8 protein-coding genes and 4 pseudogenes are annotated in these 15,259 nt (G+C 58.5%); 6 read left to right on the top strand and 6 right to left on the bottom strand.

The window, feature by feature from the left end:
• Positions 1–74: 74 nt before the first annotated feature.
• Positions 75–917 (top strand): ATP-binding protein, encoded by an 843-nt coding sequence (locus JCM15831_RS16715; RefSeq protein ID WP_035773926.1) that lies wholly within the window; start codon positions 75–77, stop codon positions 915–917.
• A gap of 42 nt (positions 918–959) precedes the next feature.
• Here JCM15831_RS16715 and JCM15831_RS04850 read toward each other — a convergent pair whose 3' ends face one another.
• Positions 960–3,476, bottom strand: a complete 2,517-nt coding sequence (locus JCM15831_RS04850; RefSeq protein WP_025823150.1) for a TonB-dependent receptor plug domain-containing protein — start codon at positions 3,474–3,476, stop codon at positions 960–962.
• Between the two features lie 433 nt (positions 3,477–3,909).
• Here JCM15831_RS04850 and JCM15831_RS16710 point away from each other — a divergent pair.
• Positions 3,910–4,964: pseudogene (locus JCM15831_RS16710) on the top strand (Rieske 2Fe-2S domain-containing protein).
• Positions 4,961–5,917 carry a bifunctional GNAT family N-acetyltransferase/(deoxy)nucleoside triphosphate pyrophosphohydrolase gene (locus JCM15831_RS04840; RefSeq protein WP_025823149.1) on the top strand — a complete coding sequence of 319 codons (957 nt, stop codon included), beginning with the start codon at positions 4,961–4,963 and terminating at the stop codon, positions 5,915–5,917. Before JCM15831_RS16710 ends, JCM15831_RS04840 begins: the two are co-directional and overlap by 4 nt.
• Here the strand turns inward: JCM15831_RS04840 and JCM15831_RS16705 are convergent.
• Positions 5,903–6,798, bottom strand: a pseudogene (locus tag JCM15831_RS16705) (SMP-30/gluconolactonase/LRE family protein). The gene JCM15831_RS04840 and the pseudogene JCM15831_RS16705 sit on opposite strands and share 15 nt — an antisense overlap.
• A gap of 109 nt (positions 6,799–6,907) precedes the next feature.
• Here JCM15831_RS16705 and JCM15831_RS04830 point away from each other — a divergent pair.
• Positions 6,908–7,660, top strand: a complete 753-nt coding sequence (locus JCM15831_RS04830; protein ID WP_025823148.1) for a competence/damage-inducible protein A — start codon at positions 6,908–6,910, stop codon at positions 7,658–7,660.
• Positions 7,661–7,738: 78 nt separating this feature from the next.
• Here the strand turns inward: JCM15831_RS04830 and JCM15831_RS04825 are convergent, their stop codons facing one another.
• From JCM15831_RS04825 to JCM15831_RS04815, 3 genes are read right to left on the bottom strand one after another with little or no spacing between them, the layout of a single operon-like run.
• Positions 7,739–8,695: an acetyl-CoA carboxylase carboxyltransferase subunit alpha gene (locus JCM15831_RS04825; RefSeq protein ID WP_025823146.1), complete on the bottom strand. Its 957-nt coding sequence runs from the start codon at positions 8,693–8,695 to the stop codon at positions 7,739–7,741.
• Between the two features lie 45 nt (positions 8,696–8,740).
• Entirely contained in the window at positions 8,741–9,667 is a 927-nt protein-coding gene (locus JCM15831_RS04820) for a tyrosine recombinase (RefSeq protein ID WP_025823144.1), read from the bottom strand.
• 1 nt (position 9,668) lies between these two features.
• Positions 9,669–9,899 carry a hypothetical protein gene (locus JCM15831_RS04815; protein WP_051528319.1) on the bottom strand — a complete coding sequence of 77 codons (231 nt, stop codon included), beginning with the start codon at positions 9,897–9,899 and terminating at the stop codon, positions 9,669–9,671.
• A 141-nt stretch (positions 9,900–10,040) separates the two neighbouring features.
• On the opposite strand from JCM15831_RS04815, the pseudogene aroB reads away from it, so the two are divergent.
• Both aroB and JCM15831_RS16690 read left to right on the top strand, forming a co-directional pair.
• A pseudogene (gene aroB / locus JCM15831_RS20875) lies at positions 10,041–11,737 on the top strand (3-dehydroquinate synthase).
• A 311-nt stretch (positions 11,738–12,048) separates the two neighbouring features.
• Positions 12,049–13,196, top strand: a pseudogene (locus JCM15831_RS16690) (OmpA family protein).
• 417 nt (positions 13,197–13,613) lie between these two features.
• On the opposite strand, the gene JCM15831_RS04795 reads toward JCM15831_RS16690, so the two are convergent.
• A complete protein-coding gene (locus tag JCM15831_RS04795) occupies positions 13,614–15,176 on the bottom strand; it encodes a peptide chain release factor 3 (protein WP_025823140.1) in 1,563 nt (520 codons plus the stop codon).
• Between the last annotated feature and the right edge of the window lie 83 nt (positions 15,177–15,259).

Here is a 15,259-nt window from a genome sequence, read left to right as displayed (position 1 = left end):
CAGCCGGATTGGCCCCGGACCATAATTGGTCGCGCCTGCACGTCAAGCACAGGCCAAGGAGGAAGAACGCCACCATGACACCCGAATTGCTCGAAAAGATCGACCGCATTGCGTCAGCGCTGGAACGTCTCTCGCCTCCGCCAGCCTCTTCTTCCACGCTCGAGACGCATGACGCCTATATCTGGCATGGGAGCTCCGGCGTGCTGCGGCCCGTGGAGCATGTTTCTGGCGTGGATCTGGCCCTCTTGCATGGCATCGATCGCCAATCCCGCCTCGTGCTTGAAAACACACGCCATTTCGCTGCGGGACGCACGGGCAATAACGTCATGCTGTGGGGCGCACGCGGTATGGGCAAATCTTCTCTGGTCAAGGCATGCTTTGCCGAAGCCAATCGGGACACACCTCACAGCCTGGTACTGATCGAGATCCAGCGGGACGATCTCTCCACCCTGCCCCGACTTCTCGACATTCTGCGTTCGCAGCCCAGACGCTGCATCGTCTTCTGCGACGATCTCTCCTTCGAGACACAGGATGCAGACTACAAATCCCTGAAATCCGTCCTCGATGGCGGAATCATGGGGCGTCCTGAAAACGTGCTTTTTTACGCGACATCGAACAGGCGTCACCTGATGCCGCGTGACATGATGGAAAATGAAAGTGGGAGCGCCATCAATCCGCAGGAAGCCGTTGAGGAGAAAGTGTCTCTCTCAGACCGGTTCGGGCTCTGGATTGGCGTGCATGGCTGCAATCAGCAGACTTATCTGGCCATCGTGGACGGCTATGCGGCTCATCGTCGATTGGACATTGCTGCGGAGTCGCTACACCGTCAGGCTCTCGCCTGGGCAATGGAAAGAGGCGGGCGCTCGGGCCGTGTTGCCGCACAGTTCATCGATCATCTGAGCGCAACACTCGGATGACCGGAAACCCGGGCCAGAATGAATTTGACCCGGGGAAGGTACTTAGAAGGTCGCGTTCAGACGACCGTAGTAATAGGCGCCATAAACCGGCACACCGGACGAGTTCGTATCATAGATTTTCGGCCCGAGATAATTGTTGATCGGGTTTACGTGGCGCGGGCGAACATTGAAAATATTGTTCGCGCCGATTGCCAAATGCCAGTGATCCGTGAAGCGATACCCCACTTCGAGATCGGTCAGCCACGCTGGCGTGTTCTTGAATTCTGCCCACTGGGTGTTCGAGTATTTGATCGCAGCCGGGGCAAGATCCTGATAGCTAAGCAACGTTTTGGTCTCACCATAACGGGTCTGACGCAAGTTCACGTCCCACTGGTGATAGGTCCAGTAGGCATTCAGGATGAGCTTGCTGCGCGGCGACCCTGTTGTCAGGTAGCCAACCGTTTGCGCGTTAGCGGCAGGATTACCGAACGCATTGGTGTTGATATGGCTGATGCGTGTCCGGTTGAGGTTCAGCATCGCGCTCAGATTGAGCGTCCCATATTTGTGCAGATGCAGCAGATAATCCGTCTGTAAGTCCAACCCCTGAGTACGTGTGCTGGCCACATTGGCGAAGTAGTTCGCCGTCACGTTTGAAGAATCGATCCCGCTCGGCAGGTTGACGCCCGTCAATGCAATCGCATCGAGAGCGGTCTGACCATTGACCGTCGCCGAGCCGATAATGCGATCACGGATGTTGATCTGATAGACATCAACCGAAAGATGCCAGTCCTTCAGCGGCTCAGCAATGATGCCGCCCTCCGCACTGGTCGAGCGCTCAGGCTTCAGGCGCTGCGCACCGATCGTCTTGCCAGCGGCGCCAACGGTCTGAAGCAGCCCCGAAGCACCGGTCGGTGAAACGTTGAGCGCGGAGTAATATTGCTCAGCCATCGTCGGCGCACGGAACCCGTTACTGATGGTCCCGCGAACGGCCAGCTTGCTGGTAATATCGTAGCGCGTCGTCACCTTGCCGGTCTCGGTATTGCCGACATCGGTGTAATGCTCGAAGCGACCCGCAAAATCGAGATCCCAGTGCGGCAGAGGATGGAAGTCGCCATCCAGATAGCCCGCCCAGATGTTACGCTGCCACTTGCCCGCATTCTGCGGCGTGAGACCAGCAAAGCCCTGGGTTCCACCAAGCTGATAGGAGGCCGGCTCGCCTTCCATGATGTGGTACATTTCGAGACGATGCTCAGCGCCGAAAGCGAGCGTCATCGGAACCACATCCGCGATACGGAAATTGCGGCGCGCATCGAAATTGTTTGTCCATTGAGCCAGAGAATAGCTCTGGGCGCGCACGGTGGTCGGCGAGAAGCCATAGGCCTTGTAGTAATTCGGGTTGAAGGTGTTCTTGTTCCCGATGTCGTTGTCATCCTGGCCGTAAAGCGTGCTCAGATCCCAGCTGAAGCCAAGGAGATCATCGCCTTTGATGCCTAGATTGGCCTGAAAGTCGTTCTCCTCAATCGTCTCGATTGGTGAGAAGCCATACGGATAAGCGCTCGGCGCAACCGTCGGCACACGGTAGTTCTGATAAGACTCAGCGTGGCGATGGGCATAGGTGATCAGGCCGTAAGTCTCGAGGCCTTCCGTGATGCCTTTGCCCCACTCGATAGAGAGGTTTTCGCGCGTCTCTTCGGGATTGGAGAGGATCTTGTTCGAATTGGCAGGCCATGACGCACCGGTCTTCCAGCGGTGGTCGTTCGTGCTCTTGAGGTTCGAAACCCAGTGATCGGTGTGATAAACCTGTCCGCTCAGATGGACAAAGCCGTCATTGCCCCATTTGAGGCCGCCATCGGCGCCGACCAGATACTGCCAGCCATCGCCATTATAGGCATTGGCGCCCGTCTGGGCGACGGTGTTGATCCCGTGGCTGGTTTTTTTGGTGATGACGTTCACCACGCCAGCAATCGCATCCGAGCCATAAAGAGCCGCAGCGCCATCGCGCAAGATTTCGATATGGTCGATCGCGCCCGCCGGGATCATGTTGAGATCGACCGGGGTCGAGCCTTGCTGTGGGCCTGCATCGGCATAGATATTGGCGGTGGTGTGGCGTCGCTTGCCATCGACCAGCACCAGCACTTCATTCGGATTGAGACCGCGCATCCGAATGGCAGATGTCAGGGCACCCGCATCGGCACCATTCGCCGTGACCGTAATCGACGGGTCAACACGCGTGATCGCATCAGCCAGATTGAGCTGACCTGAACGGCGCAGCGTGGCGGAAGAGAGAACCGTAACGGGAACCGAGCTGTCACGGGCCTTGCGGTTGAAGGCATGGGTTCCCGTTACAATGACCGACTCACCGCTATCACCGCTCGCGTCACGCGCCTTTTTCGTGCGGATCTTAGGGACCGACGCCAGGGATTGAGGCGAACCGATTGAGGTTCGCTGATGGGCAGCACTCGCCTTCTTGACCTTCTGCGCAGTCTGCTGTGCCGGCTGTGTCGCAGCCTGAACATAGCTTACCCCGAATGGAAGGGAGAGAAGGGTCGCCGCAGCCAGTATTCTTCGTTTCGTAAGCATCGTTCGAGCTGTCTCTCCGTGGGTCTTCAACTACGGACAGTCTAGGCAGCTCTCCAAAATCGTTACAATATCGAAAAGGATATTTTCTTTCGACAACGGATCGATTGCGGCAAAAAAAACACAGTTCGTGACATGGAGCCAGCATAAAAAGACCTTTGCGCGCAATATTCTTACTCAAACCTCCATTGCGAAAGGTGATTTTGATCCAACATCACTCTCGACCGAGAAAGGCTCTGTTCCCCGTCGGGACAAGCCTGCTAGTGTTGGGCCGAGCGTAAGTGTGCATACCCTCCGGGCCGCAGCTTCCCAGAATTTACGAGTTCTGAGGCAAGCCTGAGTCAAAAGAGAGGTCACGACAGGAATACCCATGACGGAAAGCCTTCTTATCGACACTCCTGCATCTTCGACACCGATCCAGCGCAGCTCCGATGCCATGAGATTAGGCGACGATGCGGCCGATTTGCGTCGGATCAAATGCGATCCCAATCACTGGTACCCCGTTGCCTGGTCGCGTGAGCTGAAGAAGGGCAAGACGATTGCCACCCGTTTTGCGGGTCAGCCGATTGCCCTTGTTCGTCCGCAAGAGGGCACTGTGTTTGCCTTGGAAGATCGCTGCGCTCACAGGCAGGTGCCTCTAAGCAAAGGTCGTGTCGAAGGAGAGGCTGTCCAGTGCTGTTACCATGGCTGGGCGTATGGGCGCTCGGGGCGCTGCATCGACGTGCCATATCTTGGCAAGGGTAAGCTACCCAACGGCGTGAGAACCTATCCCTGTCGTGAAGTTCAGGGGCTGATTTTCGTGTTTCCCGGAGACCCGGAAAAAGCAGAAACCACGCCGTTTCCCAGACTGGGTTCGGCGGCCGACCCCGCCTACAAGACCCGTCGGTTTGGCGCGCAGGTGAAGTGCCATTACAGCTTCATGCATGAGAACCTGATGGATATGAACCATCAGTCATGCACTCCAAAGAGATGGGCAAGATGAAGCCGCGCTATCTCGGGGGCGAAAACGAACCTAACATGGTCGAGGCCCGCTACAGCTTCGCCCGCGTCGGCGGCAAACAGCCTTTGGGAGAGGCGCTCATTTTCGGCGAACGCCGCAAGGACGGCGCGAAATTTGCTCATCGCGATGTCATGACCATTCGCACCCTTTACCCTCACCAGACGCTTCATATTCGCGCGGGTGAAGCCCCTCCGGTCATGGATCTCTGGATCACCTATGTGCCGCAGGACGAGGATCAACTCACCTGCCGTGTCTTTGGTCTGCTCTCGATCCGACGTCCTAAGCTGAAAGGCGCCCTTGAGCTGGCCTGGCCATTGCTCGTCGCGTTCACCAACCGCATCTTCGCCGAAGATCGCGAGATCGTGGAGCTGGAGCAGCGCGCCTGGCAGGAGCTGGGTGGAGATCGCAATCAGGAAATTTTCCCGGTGATCAATGCCTTGCGTGATCTTCTGCGTCGTTCAGGCATCCAGCCCACCGCGCCTGCGGAATGAGTCTCTCGCTCGACGTTGCGCCCTACACGCTGCGCGCACTCAGGCCGACAGACGGTGCCGACGTACATCGTCTGGTCAATGACTGGAGTGTGGTGCGGATGCTGAGCCACCTGCCCTTCCCTTACCCGAGGGAACTGGCGGATCAGTGGATTGCCAGTACCATCGAGCGCCAGACTCTGGGCAAGGCCTGGCACTTTGCCATCTGTGACGGTGAGACGCTTATTGGGTGTATCGGCCTGTCTCTCGGCCATCCTGACCAGGCCGCCAAGATCGGCTACTGGATCGGGCGGCCTTACTGGCAGAAAGGTATCGCAACCGCCTGCGTGAAACCTGTGGTCGAGTGGGCTTTCTCGACACTCCCGATCACCCGGATCGTCGCGGACGTTGCCGAAGATAATCTGGCCTCGATTGCCTTGCTCGATAGACTTGGCTTCGAGCGCTCAGGCGCCTCGCGCGTTCCTTTTTTGTCGCGCGGGCCGGACCCTCATCCGGTTCTGACATTCAGCAAGACCCGCACCAGCCGTCCTGAGACAACGCAAACCGCGGCGTCACGCATCCTCCTCGTCGTCGCTGGCGTGCTGGTGGATCGCGAAGGACGCATTCTGCTCGCGCGCCGACCGCCCGGCAAACCCCTTGCGGGTCTCTGGGAGTTTCCCGGAGGCAAGGTCGAGCCGCATGAATCCCCTGAGCAGGCACTCATCCGTGAACTCGATGAGGAGCTTGGAATCGATATATCAGGTGGATGCATCGCCCCCTTTACCTTCGTTTCCGAAAATATCGGGGCCAGGCATCTGCTGATGCCGCTTTATCTCTGCCGTCGCTGGCGCCACGAGCCGAAGCCCCGGGAAGGACAGGAACTCCTCTGGGTCACCCCGGAAGAGCTCGATGCCTACCCAATGCCCGCGCCGGACCGCCCTCTGATTCCCCTCCTCAAAGAGCTACTTCTGGCCTGAGAGCTTCAGGCGATGCTGGGGTTGCCCAGCCTTGTCTGCCTGAAACGTGAAAAGACCGCCCGATTGCGGATCACGGGCAAGCTGCTCCTCTGACAGGCCCTTACGAGCGCTCGTCACATAGGCCGTCCTGAGGTCGTCACCGCCGAAACAGACTTTGGTCACATTCGGCGCAGGAATTCTGAAAGCCGCACGCTCGACGCCCTCGGGCGTGAAGCAACGGACATGACTGCCATTCCAGGTCGAGCACCAGACATTCCCCTCGCTATCGGCCACAACCCCGTCTGGATAACCCTTCTCTTCCGGCAACCGCACGAAAACGCTCTTGTTTTCAAGCGAGCCATCTGGGCTGATGTCGAAACGATAGATCAGACCATTTGGGGTGTCGCACGCATAGAGATGCTTTCCGTCGGGCGAAACGGTCGGACCGTTGGAAACCGTGTAGCCTGTGTCGTGGCGCCGCAGGATGAAACCCTCTGGGCCATGCTGAATGCTGTAAAGCGATCCGGAAGGCGATGACTCTGAATCGTCCATCGTGCCGAACCAACCCCGACCATAAAGATCGACGCAGCCGTCATTCAGACGGTTGCCGGGAAGGTCGTTTTCGACGTCCAGAACTTTCGTGAAGCTGCCATCGAGCGGAGCGAAACGATAGAGCCATCGGGCAGACCTGCCAGAAACGAACCATCATCGGCAGGCATGAGAAAGGCGACCTTGTTGGGTGCGATCCAGTGCGCCGTCTCGCCAAGTCCCGGGCTGAACCGGTGGATCTGATGATCGTTGATATTCACGAAGTAGACGGCATTTTCGCTCGAGATCCAGACAGGACCTTCACCGAGACCAGCGCGAAGATCATACACACAGGTCGCGCCCGGCTCGCTCATCGGTTCAGTCATTCGTTTTCTCCTGCGCAAAGTCTTAAAATCACCCGGGCCTAACGCAGTGCGACGCAATAAGGTTGTCCCTCTGCTCTCACCCTCAAGGGAGTTTCCCATGCCACCAACAGCCTGTCTCCTCATCATCGGCAACGAGATTCTCTCGGGGCGCACCCAGGACGCCAATATCCGCTTCATCGCAACGGGTCTCGCCCAGGCCGGCATCGCGCTTGAGGAAGTGCGCGTCATTCCCGACAAGGCAAAACGAATCGTCGAGACTGTCGCCACCTGTCGAACGCAGTTCGATCACGTCCTGACGACAGGCGGGATCGGCCCGACACATGACGACATCACGGCTGGCTGCGTTGCTGAGGCGATTGGGGTACCTCTGGAGTGTCATGCGGAGAGCTACAAGGCACTCGAAGATCATCTGGGCAAAGAAAAGTTCAACAAGGCGCGACAGCGCATGGCCTGGTTGCCGCGTGGGGCGGAACCGATCCGAAACACCGTGTCGATCGCGCCCGGGTTCAGCATCGCCAATGTCCACGTCATGGCAGGCGTACCTTCCATTATGCAGTCGATGTTCACCGCGCTGCTCCCCACTCTCAAAGGGGGCACTCCGCTTAGCTCTGTCGCATGGCACGCTGATTTGCGCGAAGGAACATTAGCGGAAGGCCTTGAAGCGATTCAGAACGATTTTTCTGAACTCGATCTGGGGTCTTATCCTTTCGAAAGAGCTGATGGACGCAAAGGCGTCTCGCTTGTGGCAAAAGGATATGATGCGCAGCAGGTCGAGGCTGCAGGCGAACGCATCCGCCTCCTGATCGAAGTACTTGGCGAGACCCCGCTACCGGGAGAACCTGCAGCCTGAAAACAACAAAGCGCCCGGCACAGGACCGGGCGCTTTGAAAATCGCGCTAACATTTCCGCCTGAGCGGATATGTTGCGCCTAGAGCGTGTCGCGACCCATCGCGAGGAACTTTTCCCGACGCTTGGCAACGAGGTTTTCGCCCTCGAAAGGCACAAGCTCACCCAGCACGGAGCTGATCGCATCACCGACTGAAGCAATGGCCTCTTCAGGGAAGCGCTGCGCGCCACCGATCGGCTCCGGGATGATCTTGTCGATCAGACGAAGCTTCAAAAGATCCTGCGCGGTCAGCTTGAGCGCTTCTGCGGCTGTCGATGCCTGCTTGGGATCGCGCCACAGAATCGATGCGGCACCCTCGGGCGCGATAACCGAATAGATCGAATGCTCGAGCATCAGCACGCGGTCGCCTGCACCCAGCGCCACAGCGCCGCCTGAACCACCTTCACCGATGATGATCGCAATCAGTGGCACCGGCGCGCGAAGGCAGCAATCTGTAGAACGCGCAATGGCCTGAGCCTGACCGCGTTCCTCGGCATCGATACCGGGCCATGCCCCCGACGTGTCGATGAAGGTCAGAATCGGCAGACCGAAACGTCCAGCCATTTCAACGAGACGCTGCGCCTTGCGATAGCCTTCCGGCTTGGGCATGCCGAAATTGTGACGGAGACGCGACTCCATGTCGAAGCCACGCTCGGTGCCAATCACCATGACGGCCTGACCACGAAAGCGTGCGAGGCCTCCGACAATAGCCTGATCGTCATGGCCCAGACGGTCACCCGCAAGTGGCGTGTATTCCTCGAGCAGGCCCTTGAAGTAATCGAGGGCGCGAGGACGCTGCGCATGGCGGGCAACCATGACTTTCTGCCAGGGTGTCAGCTTTGTATAAGCGGCCCGAAGCTGCTTCTCCGCCTTGTCGGAGAGCTTGCCGATTTCGTCGGCAATGTTGATGCCTTCGCCGTCCTTCGCCATCTGGCGGAGTTCGGCAATCTTGTTTTCAAGCTCGGCTACCGGCTTTTCGAAATCGAGATACTGACGCATGTCCCGCCGATAGCACGGCTTGGCGCCCGACAACAATCCGTTGCTTCACGAGGATGCATCGTCAGAAAGCGGGTGATGCTGGGTCAGCACCTGTTTGAGCCGCTCCTGCATGACATGCGTATAGATCTGGGTCGTCGCGATGTCGGCATGACCAAGCAGCATCTGGAGCGCACGAAGATCGGCACCACGCTCCAGAAGATGGGTCGCGAAAGAGTGACGCAGCACATGCGGTGACACCAGAGCCGGATCGATCCCTGCCTTGAGGGCCACATGAAACAGGATCTTGTCGAAACCCTGCCGGGTGAGCGGCCTGGCAGGATTCCGTCCGGGAAAAAGATAGGGACTATCCAGATCGCGATCATGATGCAGCAAAGCCAAAGCAGCACTTCGCGCGCCGTAAGAGACAGGAATCAGGCGCTCACGCCCCCCTTTTCCCCGCACCAGAACCATCGGCGCTTCGCGCTGCACGACGCGTGCAGGCAACGCCAGCAGCTCCGAGATTCGCAATCCCGTCGTATAAAGCCACTCCAGAGCGGCACGACTGACCAGATCCCGACGCTCATTGTCGTGACCGGTGCACCCTCGATCAATCAGAGCCGTCACCTGCTCTTCAGAGAGCAATCTCGGCAGGGCAGCACTGTGCCGTGGCATGGTCACGCTCTCTGTCGGATCGCTCAGACACCAGCCCTCTCTCTGGGCAAAGCGATAAAATTGTCTGAGGCAGGAAAGCCGACGCGCCGTCGTCCGGGACGAGAGTCCCGCGTCGTTTTGCATCGCGCCGTAGGCGGCAACGTCCTCACGCCTGACGTGAAGAAGAGCCATCGGCTCCGGTGATCGAAGGCGGAGAAAGAGGATAAAATCTGTCAGGTCAGCTGCGTAGGCCTGACGGGTACGGGAAGCAGCGTTACGTTCAGCCGCGAGCATTTCGAGAAAAGCCTCTGCCGCAGGCGGCAGGGCACTCTCTCGTCTCATGTCAGTGCTGAAGTGTCGGTGCTGCGACCGGTTCAGGCATGGCAGGCAGGGCAACCGCTGCCTGAGGCGCCTGCTGAGTGGCCGCAAACTGCGTGCCGGGCAGATCCTTGTGAACGATGACCTGCACCGGCAAGGGCGGGTTCATCCCCAGCTTCAGAAAGGCACCACCAAGACCCAGCACGATGAGAAGGAGAACGGCCAGGGCAATCCGTGGAAAGCTCAGTGACGACATGGGGGCTCCTGACAAAGGGCGCGGCTACAAGATTTCGACCCGACGCAGAACCGATAACGGGCCAGTCGGTGGCGAGCCGCTTTTCTCTATGTTAGCCTAGCGAAAATGTCACGCCCTCCTCTTTTTGATCGAAACCTCACGATGTCTGACCTGCCTGATCCTGTCACGGGATCGGTCTCCTCCTCGCCCGCCCCGCAGAAAACGACCGATCAGGCTAAGATGATTGTCCTCGTCGGATTAATGGGTGCCGGGAAGACGACGATAGGACGACGCTTGGCCAGTCGGCTCGGCCTGGAGTTCGTAGACGCAGATCAGGAGATCGAACGCGCCGCAGGATGCACCATCGCCGAGATCTTCGCCCGGCACGGCGAACCGGCTTTTCGCGATGGTGAGAGACGGGTCATCCAGCGCCTGTTGCAAGGCCCGCCCAAAATTCTCGCAACTGGCGGCGGCGCCTTCATCGACCCTCACACGCGCAGGCTTGTTAAAGCGCACGCCCGCTCGGTCTGGCTCCGATGCCCGTTGCCGATTCTGGTACGCCGTGTGTCGGGTCGGACCGGCCGGCCGTTGCTCGATAAGGGCAATATCGAATCAACCTGGCGGCGCTTCAGGCGCAGCGTCACCCCATTTATGCAGAGGCCGATATCATCGTGGATTGCGGAGATGACACTATCGATCATGGCACGCATCGGATCGTGGAAGCACTCGATGCTCACACTCAGCCGCTCAGAGTGCCCGTCAGGCTGGAGTCCCATCAATACGAGGTGCTGATCGGCACTGACCTCATCAGCCGTGCAGGCGCCTGGCTGGCCCCTATCCTGCCCCAGAAGCGCGCCGTTGTGATTACGGACGAAACCGTCGCGAGGCTACACCTTCCCCGCCTCATGGCAGGTCTTGAGGAGACGGGGATCCAAGCCAAGGCTTTCGTGGTTCCCGTTGGAGAAGAGTCGAAATCTCTCACCCGTTACGCCGGGCTCATCAACGAGATTCTCGACCATGGCGTGGAGCGGCGCACGACAGTGATCGGCCTCGGTGGTGGCGTGGTCGGCGATCTTTCCGGCTTTGTGGCGTCCAGTCTTCTGCGCGGCGTTCCTTTCGTGCAGATACCGACGACCCTTCTTTCACAGGTCGATAGTTCAGTTGGCGGCAAAACAGGGCTTAATGCGCGCGCAGGGAAAAACCTGGTCGGGGCCTTTTATCAACCACAGATCGTGCTGGCCGACAGTTCTGCTCTGGCAACGCTTGCCCGTCGCGAACGCGTTGCGGGCTATGCGGAAATTGTTAAAGCCGGCCTGATTGCCGACCCGGAACTCTTTGCATGGTGTGAGCGCCATGGTGCGGAAATCCTCAACGGCGAGCCTGCTGCGCTGGCTGAGGCGGTCAAACGCGCCTGCGCTTTCAAGGCACGGGTCGTGATGGACGACGAGAAGGAAACCGCAGCTCAGGACGGGCGGGCCCTCCTCAATCTCGGACATTCCTTCGGACACGCGCTCGAAGCCCATTTCAAGTACGACGGCCGCCTTCTTCATGGTGAAGCCGTCTCGGTGGGGCTTCACCTTGCGGCAGCCCTTTCGGTTGCATTGGGGCACTGCCCGGAGGAGGATCTGGTGCGCATCGACAGCCACCTCAGAAAGCTGGGCATGCCGGCAGGCCTCGACTGGTTCGACGAAACCCTGAGCGCCGATGAACTCATCACCTCGATGGCACGAGACAAAAAAGTTCAGGATGGAAAACTTTCTTTCGTTCTGCTTCGCGGGATTGGCCAGGCGTTTACGAGCCGCGATGTTGAAATGGACACGGTACGTGACGTTCTGATGCAAGAAGGCTGCGCTCTGTAAGTCCGGAGCGGCATCAGTTCCCCTTTTGGGCCGAAACCCCTCGGCTCACCTCACGATCCGTTGATGACGCACCCAACAAATTTATCACTACAATAAGGAGTTGCTTAAGAGATCGTTAATTTGACGGAATGAAGTGTTGCAGTTTTGACACGGCTATTTCGCCTAATCGTCAAATACCGTTGGAACTGACTTCCTGAACCGGAACCGACGGCTCTATACGCACTTATGCATCGCGCTGAGGTTGTTGTTCCTTCGCCTCTCTGGAGGGAAGACAGCAGGCTCGAATGGATGAATTTATGAGGACGAAACTAATGCGTCTCCGCACGACACTTCTGGCCATGACGTCGATGGCAGCCGCCCCGACGATCGCCATGGCGAGCACCATCACCGGCCCGTATGTCAACATCGGCGGTGGCTATAATCTGGTTCAGACCCAGCACGCCCACTTCGCTCCGACGACGCAGGCCGACGGCACGACCGGCAACGGCAGCACCAGCTCCAAGTTCCGTCACAAGGACGGCTTCACGGGCTTCGGTTCGTTCGGCTGGGGCTTTGGCAACGGCCTGCGCGCTGAAGTCGAAGGCGTCTACAACTACTCCCAGATCAACCACCGCGGTGGCACCGCAGTCGCTGGTTCGACGAGCGGTTCCGACCAGTCCTACGGCGGCTTCATCAACGTCCTGTATGACATTGATCTGGCTCAGTTCGGCATAAACGTGCCCGTCACGCCGTTCGTCGGTGTCGGTGCAGGTTACCTGTGGCAGCATTACAACCCGATCACGACCTCGTACACCAATGGTGCAACGAGCCGCGTCGGTGGCACGCAGGGTGGCTTCGCCTATCAGGCATCGTCGGTGCAGCTTACGACATTCCGGGCGTCCCGGGTCTCGCGCTCACGACCGAATACCGTATGATCGGCCAGACCTTCACGGATGGTGCATACCGCTCGACCGCCTACAACAATGGCGGAACAGGCCCTCACAAGGGTAACGTGAACTTCGGCAACGACCGCTTCAACCACCAGTTCATCCTGGGCCTGCGTTATGCGTTCGACACAGCTCCCCCGCCGCCGCCGCCGGCTCCGGTCGTTGTGCCGCCTGCAGTTCAGCCTGCTCGCACCTACCTGGTGTTCTTCGATTGGGACAAGTCGAACCTGACGGGTCGCGCTCGTGAGATCGTTGCTCAGGCAGCTCAGGCTTCCACGCACGTCCAGACGACGCGCATCGAAGTCAACGGCTACACAGACAACTCTGCTGCACACCCCGGTGCTCGCGGCCAGAAGTACAACCAGGGCCTCTCGGTCCGTCGTGCACAGTCGGTCAAGGCTGAGCTGATCCGTGACGGCGTTCCTGCCGCTGCGATCGACATCCACGGCTATGGCGAGCAGCACCCGCTGGTCCCGACGGGTCCGAACACCCGTGAGCCGCAGAACCGTCGCGTCGAAATCATCCTGCGCTGATTTCTACCTGATTTTGAGATCGCCCTCGGCGGTCTCAGGATTGGTTCAAGAGAAAAGGCCTTTTGGCATTCGTGCCAAAGGCCTTTTTCTTTGTCCGTTGAGTCGAGAAAAACTCGGCGAGCGGCCATCTACAATCTAGGAACGAGATTTGGATCGCTGGCGAGCAACTATCACTCGTCAATGACCAGCTTTGGTGTGCGGCTGATCGAAAGCTGTACAGGATCCTGCTTTCCACCTCCTCAAAACTCACCAGCGCAGCAGGACTTTCTCAAGACTACAGAGACTTCCGGACGTGGTGGCACGGTTTCCCGCCTTGAATTCCGAAGCCGTCTTGCTGCGCCCAGTGGAAGCGACTCAACCCGACAATAAAAAACCCCGATCTAGCCGGGGCTTTTCAACATTCAACGGAGCAATGTTTTAGCTGCTTAATCCGATCTGCTTGATATCATGGAAAGCGAGATCAGGATTCATCTCAACGGTTCGGCGCATCATGAAATTCGAACTCGCCAGCAAAACCGGGTCTCCGTCCAGATCATCTGCCATCGCCGAGCGGTTGACCATCGAAAAGGCCTCGATTTTGGCGTGCTCACCCGTCACCCAGCGGGCAATTGTATAAGGCGTCGATTCAAACCCGATCGCGACGCCATATTCCCCTTTGAGCCGTGACTGAAGCACGTCGAGCTGGAGCGTTCCCACCACCCCAACAATAGGGGGCAGGCCATCCTGAGGGCGGAACAGCTGCACCACCCCCTCTTCGGCGAGTTCCACGAGAGCCTGACGGAGCTTCTTGGCTTTCATCGCATCGTCAAGACGCACACGACGCAGGATTTCCGGTGCAAAATGCGGCACGCCGGTAAAACGCAACTCTTCATTTTCCGAGAGTGTATCGCCGATGCGCAGAGTGCCATGGTTCGGCAAGCCGACGACATCGCCCGCAAAAGCTTCCTCAGCAAGCTGACGGTCTCGAGCGAAGAAGAACTGCGGGGTGTGAAGCGCGAATTGCTTGCCGGTGCGGACATGTTTCAGTCGCATTCCACGGGTCAGTTTACCCGAGCAAACACGGGCGAAAGCCATGCGATCGCGATGGTTCGGATCCATATTCGCCTGGATCTTGAAGATCAGCGCTGTGACCTGCTCTTCGTCAGCCTTCACTTCGCGCGTCTCGCTGGGCTGAGCACGAGGCTCCGGACCATAAGCGACGAGCGCATCGAGGAGATCAGTCACACCGATCTCCTTCATGGCGCTGCCAAAGAACACAGGAGTGAGATGTCCGGCATCGAAGGACTCACGGTCGAAAAGCGGAAGGGCAGCCTCTGCCAGTTCCAGCTCTTCGGAAAGGGCGATCATACGCGCATCAGATTGTGGTAGCGCGGACGCCTCACCGCGTATCTCGCGCGTTCTCATATCGTAGGTGCCTGCAAAATGTGCAGCGCGTCCGATGGGCCAGGTCGCAGGAGACGTATCGAGCGCAAGCGTCGAGGCAATTTCGTCAAGCAGACCGAAGCAATCCTGTGCCTCACGATCCATCTTATTGATGAAGGTCACGATCGGAATATCGCGCAGTCGGCAAATCTCGAACAGCTTGCGCGTGCGATCCTCGATCCCTTTTGCCGCATCGATCACCATGACGGCGCAGTCGACGGCTGTCAGCGTACGATAGGTATCTTCAGAGAAGTCTTCGTGACCCGGCGTGTCGAGCAGATTGAAGACACAGCCACCATATTCGAAGGTCATGACGGACGTGACGACCGAAATACCACGGTCGCGCTCGATCCCCATCCAGTCCGATTTGGTACGCCGACGCTCGCCCTTGGCACGCACGTTACCCGCGAGCTGGATCGCGCCACCGGCACGAAGGATGCGCTCGGTCAGAGTGGTTTTACCGGCGTCAGGATGCGAGATGATGGCGAAGGTCCGGCGGCGCCGGATCTCATTGACAAGACCGGGGGCTGAAACGGGGGCGGACGCGGCTTCGGACATCAGAAAGACCTTCGATAAATCGACAAATACCAGAAACGACAAATGCCGGACCAGGGGCGACCCCGATCCGGCATTCGCCAGAA

The sequence above is a fragment of the Asaia astilbis JCM 15831 genome (assembly GCF_000613845.1).
GTDB classification, from domain to species: Bacteria; Pseudomonadota; Alphaproteobacteria; order Acetobacterales; family Acetobacteraceae; genus Asaia; species Asaia astilbis.
The sequence above is the reverse complement of the archived record's forward strand: the minus strand, read 5'-3'. Positions and strand labels throughout refer to the sequence as shown.

Coding starts and splice junctions, on each gene's coding strand:
- JCM15831_RS04840 (WP_025823149.1), top strand. CDS start 4,961: ATGAGTCTCTCGCTCGACGTTGCGCCCTACACGCTGCGCGCACTCAGG.
- JCM15831_RS04815 (WP_051528319.1), bottom strand. CDS start 9,899: ATGTCGTCACTGAGCTTTCCACGGATTGCCCTGGCCGTTCTCCTTCTC.
- JCM15831_RS16715 (WP_035773926.1), top strand. CDS start 75: ATGACACCCGAATTGCTCGAAAAGATCGACCGCATTGCGTCAGCGCTG.
- JCM15831_RS04795 (WP_025823140.1), bottom strand. CDS start 15,176: ATGTCCGAAGCCGCGTCCGCCCCCGTTTCAGCCCCCGGTCTTGTCAAT.
- JCM15831_RS04830 (WP_025823148.1), top strand. CDS start 6,908: ATGCCACCAACAGCCTGTCTCCTCATCATCGGCAACGAGATTCTCTCG.
- JCM15831_RS04825 (WP_025823146.1), bottom strand. CDS start 8,695: ATGCGTCAGTATCTCGATTTCGAAAAGCCGGTAGCCGAGCTTGAAAAC.
- JCM15831_RS04850 (WP_025823150.1), bottom strand. CDS start 3,476: ATGCTTACGAAACGAAGAATACTGGCTGCGGCGACCCTTCTCTCCCTT.
- JCM15831_RS04820 (WP_025823144.1), bottom strand. CDS start 9,667: ATGAGACGAGAGAGTGCCCTGCCGCCTGCGGCAGAGGCTTTTCTCGAA.